This is a genomic window from Streptomyces sp. NPDC085900 (assembly GCF_044540925.1).
In the GTDB taxonomy this organism is placed as follows: Bacteria; Actinomycetota; Actinomycetes; order Streptomycetales; family Streptomycetaceae; genus Streptomyces; species Streptomyces gilvifuscus.
Genome location: NZ_JBITSP010000028.1, coordinates 1 through 7,337, shown reverse-complemented (window position 1 = coordinate 7,337; position 7,337 = coordinate 1). Strand labels below are relative to the sequence as shown.

Annotated in this window: 1 protein-coding gene; it reads right to left on the bottom strand. The window is 72.7% G+C overall.

The features are described 5' to 3' along the window. A partial coding sequence (locus ACIGDI_RS43330) for an amino acid adenylation domain-containing protein (protein WP_399908550.1) occupies positions 1 to 7,319 on the bottom strand: 7,319 nt, incomplete at its 3' end. Positions 7,320 to 7,337 lie beyond the last annotated feature (18 nt).

The following is a 7,337-nucleotide window of genomic DNA, read 5'->3' as shown; positions in this document are numbered from 1 at the left end:
TCACGAACCACTTCGACGACACCGCCACTCGTCAGCGCCGTCATCACCTCGAACACCGACACGTCGAAATTGATGGACGTGCCCGCCAGCATCCGCTTCCCCGGTCCCATGCGGACGGCGTCCACCTGGGTGGGCAGGCAGCCGGCGACGTTGCGGTGGGTAGCCGTGACGCCCTTGGGGACGCCGGTGGAGCCGGAGGTGTACATCACGTACAGCGCGTTGTCCGGGTGGACTTCGCCCGCCACCGGCCTCGGGTCGCCGGCCTCCAGGTCAAGGTCGTCCAGCAGGAGGACGGGCACGTCGTGCCCGGGGAGCGTGGGCGCCGTCGCGGTGTCGGTCAGCAACAGGGCCGGGCGGGCGTGCTCCAGCATCAGGCCGAGCCGTGCGCTGGGATAGCGGGGGTCGATGGGCAGGTAGGCGCCGCCGGACTTCATGATGCCCAGCAGGGCGACCACCAGGTCCGCCGAGCGCGGCAACGCCAGCCCCACCACCGACTCCCCGGTCACCCCCCGCGCGACCAGGGCACGCGCCAGACGGTTCGCCCGCTCGTCCAGCTCGCGGTACGACAGCCGCACCGCCCCGCACTCCACCGCCGGCGCCTCCGGGTGGGCCAGGACCTGCCTCTCGAACAGACCGTGCACGGTGGTGTCCGCCACCGGCAGGCCCGGTCCGGTGCGGGCGTCGAGTCGCTCGCGCTCATCCGGCAGCAGCACGTCCACCTGGTCGATGCGGCGCCCGGGGTCGGTCACCAGCTGCTCGACGGCACGCAGGAAGCGGTCGGCGAGGCTCTCGGCGGTGGAGCGGTCGAAAAGGTCGGTGGCGTACTCGAGGTTGCCGACGACACCCTGGCCCGGAATGTCCCCCAGGTTGAAGAAGAGGTCGAACTTGGCGGTGTCCGAGAACGACGGCTCCCACCTGACCCGCAGCCCGCGCATCCCGAAGTCCTCGCGAGCAATGTTCTGCCAGGCGAACATCACCTGGAACAGCGGGTGGTAGGCGGTGGAGCGCTCGGGGTTGAGGACCTCCACCAGCCGCTCGAACGGCGCGTCCTGGTTGTCGTACGCGGCCAGCGCCCGGTCCCGGACGCGGTCCAGGACCTCCCGGAACGACGGCGCGCCCGACAGGTCCGCGCGCAGCACCCACGTGTTGACGAAGAAGCCCACCAGGTCGGCGAGTGCGGCGTCGGTGCGGTTGGCGATCGGCGAGCCCATGGTGATGTCGTCGCCGCCACCGAGGCGGCTGAGCAGCACCGCGAGCGCGGACTGCAGCACCATGGCCTCGGTCGCCCCGCTGTCCCGGGCGAGCTTCGCCACCTCGGCCATCACCTCGGGAGCGATGCCGAACTCGACGACGTCACCGCGATGGCTGGGCGCAGGGGGGCGGGGCCGGTCCGTCGGCAACTGGAGCGGCTGCGGTGCCCCGGCCAGCTCCTGCCGCCAGAACTCCGCCTGCGCGGACAGCAGACTGTCCGGGTCGTCCTCTTCGCCGAGCAGCTCACGCTGCCACAGCGTGTAGTCGACGTACTGGACCGGGAGTTCGGCCCAGTCGGGCGCGCGGGATTCCAGGCGGGCCTCGTACGCCGTGGCCAGGTCGCGGGCCAGGGGCGCGATCGACTCGCCGTCGACGGCGATGTGGTGGATGACCAGCGGCAGCAGGTGCTCCTCGGCGCCGAGCCGCAGCAGCGCGGCTCGGACGGGAAGATCGGCGGCCAGGAGGAAGGGGCGCCCGATGACGCGGGCGAGTTCCTCGTCGACCGTGGCCGGCGTCACCTCGGTCAGCGTGACGTCCAGGCCGGCCTCCGCGACGGGCAGCACCCGCTGGTAGGGACGGCCGTCGGTGTCCTCCGCCACCAGGGTGCGCAGGCTCTCGTGCCGGGCGACCACGTCACCCAGCGCAGCGCGCAGCGCGTCGACGTCGAGTGGCCCGTTCAGACGCAGCACGAAGGACTGGTTGTACGTCGCCGACGGTCCCTCGAAGCGGTCCACGAACCACAGCCGGCGCTGGGCGTAGGACAGCGGCACCCGCTCGGGCCGGGTGTCGGCGCGGCCCAGTCGCGGCCGGGCCGGGCCGGCGGTGGCCAGGTGCCCGCTCAGCCTGGCGACGGTGGGCGCGTCGAACACGCGGCCGACGCGGACCTCGGCGCCCAGTTCGGCGCGGATGCGGTTGACGAGCCGGGTGGCGAGCAGCGAGTGGCCGCCGCGGACGAGGAAGTCGTCGTCGATGCCGACCCGTTCCACGCCGAGCACCTCGGCGAACAACCTGCACAGCACCTCTTCGACGGTGTTGCGCGGGGCGCGGTAGGGCACGCCGGCGAACTCCGGCTCGGGCAGCGCGGAGCGGTCCGCCTTGCCGTTGGGCAGGAGTGGAAGCCTGTCGAGGGTGACGAACGCGGACGGCACGAGGTGGTCGGGCAGCTTCGCGGACATGTAGCCGCGCAGGTCCCGCGGCGGCTCGCTGCCGGCCGGGACCACGTAGGCGGCCAGGTAGGCGGACGCCGAGGCACCCCCCGCCGGGCTGCGCCGGGCGATGACGAGGGCCTGCTCGACGTCGGGGTGGGCGACCAGGGCCGCCTCCACCTCGGCGGGTTCCACCCGAACACCGCGGATCTTCACCTGGCCGTCGCCCCGTCCGACGTAGGCGAGCTGGCCATCGGGGGTCCAGCGGGCGAGGTCGCCGGTGCGGTACATGCGCGAACCGGCGGGACCGAACGGATCGGGCACGAACCGCTCGGCCGTCAGGCCGGCCTGGCCGAGGTAGCCGCGGCCCAGCGAGGCACCCGCGACGTACAGCTCGCCGACGACGCCGGGCGGCACGGGCCGCAGCCCGGTGCCGAGGACATAGGCGCGGCCGTACCGCAGGGGCCGGCCGATGGGCGCGCTCGCGCCGCCGGTGAACTGCTCGCCGGCGCCGAGCGTGTACGCCGTGGCGTAGAACGACTCGGTCTGGCCGTAGCCGTTGACCACGCGTGCGCCGGGGAAGGCCGCGCGGACGCGGTCCACCAGGGAGCCGGGCAGGCCCTCGCCCGCGAACACGAAAGCCTTGGGGTTGATGCGGCCCGGGAGTTCGTCGAGGAGTTCGGCGAACGCGGACGGCACGGAGTTGACCACGTCGGTGGACCAGGTGTCCCGCTCGCCCAGGGCGAGCACGTCGCGGACGAGTTCGACGCTGCCGCCGTGGCTGAGCGTCGCGAAGATCTCGTACACGGAGACGTCGAAGTTCACGGACGCGCTCGCCAGCATCCGCATCCCGGGCCTGACCCCGAGCGCGTCGACCAGGCCGGGCAGGACGCTGGTGACGTTGCGGTGGGTGACGGTGACGCCTTTGGGCCGGCCGGTGGAGCCGGAGGTGTACATCACGTAGGCGACGTTCTCCGGCCGTGCCGCCACCGGGTGCGCGGACCCGGCGTCCGGCTCGGTGAGCTCGGCGAGGGTCGTGGTGGGGATGCCCGTGTCGGGCAGGACGTCCGCCGATCCGGGGGCGGTGAGGATCAGCGAAGGGGCCGCGTCCGACAGGAGGAACTCCAGCCGTGCGCTGGGGTATTCGGGGTCGATCGGCAGATAGCCAGCGCCCGCCTTCAGCACGCCGAGCAGGGCCACGACCAGGTCGGGGGTACGGGGCAGCGCCACTGCCACCAGCGACTCCGGGCCGATGCCGCGGGCGGCCAGGCCGCGCGCCAGCCGGTCGGCGCGCCGGTCCGTCTCGCGGTAGGTCAGCGACTCGTCCCCGCTGATCACCGCCACGGCGTCGGGCGTGGCGGCCGCCCGCGCCTCGAACAGGGCGGGGACGGTCGTGTCCGGCACGGAGGGTGCTGCGGTGCCGCTGAGGCGCAGCACGCGCTCCCGTTCGGCCGGCGTGAGCACGTCCACGGCACCGACCGGCGACTCCGGGTCGGTCACCAGCCGGCGCAGTACCTGCTCGAACCGCTCGGCGACGAGCTCCACGGCGGGCCGGTCGAACACGTGCGGCTGGTACTGCAGCGACAGGCGCAGGGCGGGGTCGGCGTCGGCCATCACGGTCACCGGGTAGTGGGTGCCGCTGAACGGCGTGATGCCGGTGATGGCGACGCCGGCCGTGTCGTTGGCCTCGCTGAGGCCGACGTGGTCGACGGGGTACGACTCGAAGACGACGATGGTGTCGAACAGCCGGGTCGCCCCCACGGCCCGCTGGATGTCGCTCAGTCCGTAGTGGTGGTGGTCGAGCAGCTCGCCCTGCCTGTGCTGCAGGCCGGTCAGCACCTGCCGGAGGCTGTGCCAGGGCGAGAGTTCCACCCGCACCGGCAGGGTGTTGATGAACAGGCCCACCATGGACTCCACGCCGGGCACCTCGGGCGGACGGCCCGACACGGTGGCGCCGAACACGACGTCCCGGCGGCCGGTCAGCTGTCCGAGCAGCACCGCCCAGGCGCCCTGCACCAGAGTGTTGAGGGTGACGCCCAGGTCAGCGGCGCACGCGGACAGCCCGCGGGTCAGCGCAGGCGACAGCGGTACGTCGACGTTGCCCACGTCGTCGCTGTGCGCGGCGGGGTCCTTGTCCCGCGCGAGCAGGGTCGGCTCGTCGAAGCCGTCGAGTTCGGCCGTCCACGCCTCGGCGGCCGCGGCACGGTCCTGCCGCGCCTGCCATGCCAGGAAGTCACGGAAGCCGCGTGCCCGGGGCAGGACGGAGGCGTCGCCCCCGGAGCCGTACAGGCGGAGCAGGTCCTGCATGAGGGTGGGCACCGACCAGCCGTCGAACAGCACGTGGTGGGCGGTGAGGACGAGAGCGGAGCGGTCCGGCCCGCGGGAGACGAGGGTGAGCCGCAGCAGCGGCGGCGCGGCCGGGTCGAAGCGCTCGGCGCGGTCGGCGGCCAGGAGCCGCTGGAAGGCCTCCTCGTCGGCGTCGGTCAGATCCAGGTGCCGCCAGGGCAGTTCGACCTCAGCGAGGACGAGCTGGATCAGGTCGCCGGCCGTGTCGGAGACGAAGGCGGTGCGCAGGTTGTCGTAGCGGTCCAGCAGGGCCTGGCCGGCGGCCCGCATGCGCTGCGGGTCGACCGGCCCGGACAGGTGGTAGGCGAACTGCATCTGGTAGGCGTCGTGCGCGGTGTCGGCGAGCATCGACTCGAAGAGCAGGCCGGACTGCAGCGGGGTCGGCGGCCAGACGTCGCTGAGGGACGGATGGCGCTGCTCCCAGCGCTCGATCTCGGTCTGGGCGACGGTGACGAGGGGCACGTCGGAGGGGGTCAGTCCGCCCGCTCCGGGCCGGGCGACATGACGGGCCAGACCTTCCAGGGCGGTCTGCCAGAGCAGGGCCAGTTCCTCGACGTCCGCTCGTCCGAGCACGCCGTTGGGGAAGCCGATTCGGGCGGCCAGCTCACCGGAGTCGTCGACGAGAGCGTTGATCTCCAGCGTCGACATGACCGGCATGTCGGCGTCCGGGGTCGCGATCAACTCGCCCGTGCCCGAGGCCTGGTTGAAGCCGAGTCCGCGCAGTTCCTCGGGCATGTCGGCCGCGGTGAAGTGACCGAGGTAGTTGAAGGCGATCTGCCCGCTCGGCCGTGAGGCCAGTACCGCGCCCGTCTCGTCGTTCAGGTAGCGCAGCAGGCCGTAGCCCATCCCCTTGTCCGGGATGCGCAGCACCTGCTCCTTGACGGCCTTGACCACCGATCCCGCGGCCGCGCCGCCGGCCAGCGCGTCGTCGAGGTCGGTGTCACCGACGTCCAGACGCACCGGGAACATGCTGGTGAACCAGCCCACCGTGCGCGAGAGATCGGCACCCGGCACCACGGCTTCCTCACGGCCGTGGCCCTCCAGCCGCACCAGCAGCGACGACTCCGCCACACCGCGGCCACGACGCCAGGACGCGACCGCCACCGCCAACGCCCCCAACAGACCGTCGTTGACACCCGCACGGAACGCCGCAGGCACATCGGTGATCAGGGCACGGGTGACCGAGGTGGGCACCCGCAGCCACACGTACTCCTGCGTGGAGATGGTGTCGACGCTCGCGTCCAAGGCCCGCGTGCCCAGCAGCGGGTCGGGGCCTTCGACGACTGAGCGCCACAACTCCAGCTCCGCCACCCGCTGCGGCGAGGATGCCTCGTCGACCAGGGCATGCGCCCAGCGCCGCACCGACGTCCCCACCGTCGGCAGCTCGGGAGAACGGCCCTCGCGGACGTCCTTCCACGCCGCCGCCAGATCCGGCAGCAGAATGCGCCACGAAACACCGTCCACCACCAGGTGATGCAGCACGACGATCAGACGGCCCGCAATGTCCGGCCCCGCGTCGAACCACACCAGCCGCCCCATCACACCCGCAGCCGGATCCAACAGACCCGTCGCGGCGTCCAGTTCGGCCCGGGCAAGCTCCAGCCAGGCCTCGTCCCAGACCCCGTCGCACTCCACCCGGCGCAGCAGCGAACCCACATCGACCGAGCCCGGCCCCGTCACCGTCATGCCGTCATCGACCAGCCGGGAGCGCAGCACATCGTGCCGGTCCCACACCGCCCCGACGGTCGCCCTCAGCCCGGCCTCGTCGATACCCACCGGCAGCTCGGCCACCGCCGACATACTGAACCGGCCATACCCACCGCCCAGTTCCAACAGATACCGGCCGATCGGCAACAGCGGCTGGAAACCGACACCACCACCCTCCAACTCCTCCAGGGTCTCGGTGGCGGCACCGCGTCCGGCGGCCACCGCCGCGAGCCCGGCCACCGTGCGTTGCTGGAAGATCTCCCGTGGGGTGACCTCCACGCCCCGTGCCCGCGCCCGTGAGACGACCTGGATGGACCGGATGCTGTCCCCGCCCACCGCGAAGAAGTCGTCGTCCACACCGACCCGGTCGGCGCCCAGCACCTCGGCGAACACCGCGGCGAGCACCTTCTCCGCCTCGGAGGACGGCTCCCGGTACTTCTCGCCGCGGAAGACCGGTTTGGGCAGTGCGGCGCGGTCGAGCTTGCCGTTCGGGGCGAGCGGCAGCCGGTCCAGCACCACGAACGCCGACGGCACCATGTACTCCGGCAGCCGCCCGGACACGAACCGGCGCAGTTCCGGCACCGACACGCCGGCCGTCAGGTCGACGTGCAGGTCGCCGATGCTCTCCGCTGCGCCGAGTTCCGTGCCGACGACGCCGACCGGCACCACGTAGCCGACGAGCTGCTTGGAACGTCCGCTGTCATGGACGGTGACGGCGGCCTGGGCGACGCCGGGGTGGGCGGTCAGCGCCGCCTCCACCTCGCCCGGCTCGATCCGCAGACCCCGGATCTTGACCTGGGCGTCACCGCGGCCCACGTACTCCAGGCGCCCCTCGCGGTCCCACCGCACCAGGTCCCCGGTCCGGTACATCCGCGCACCCGCCGGCCC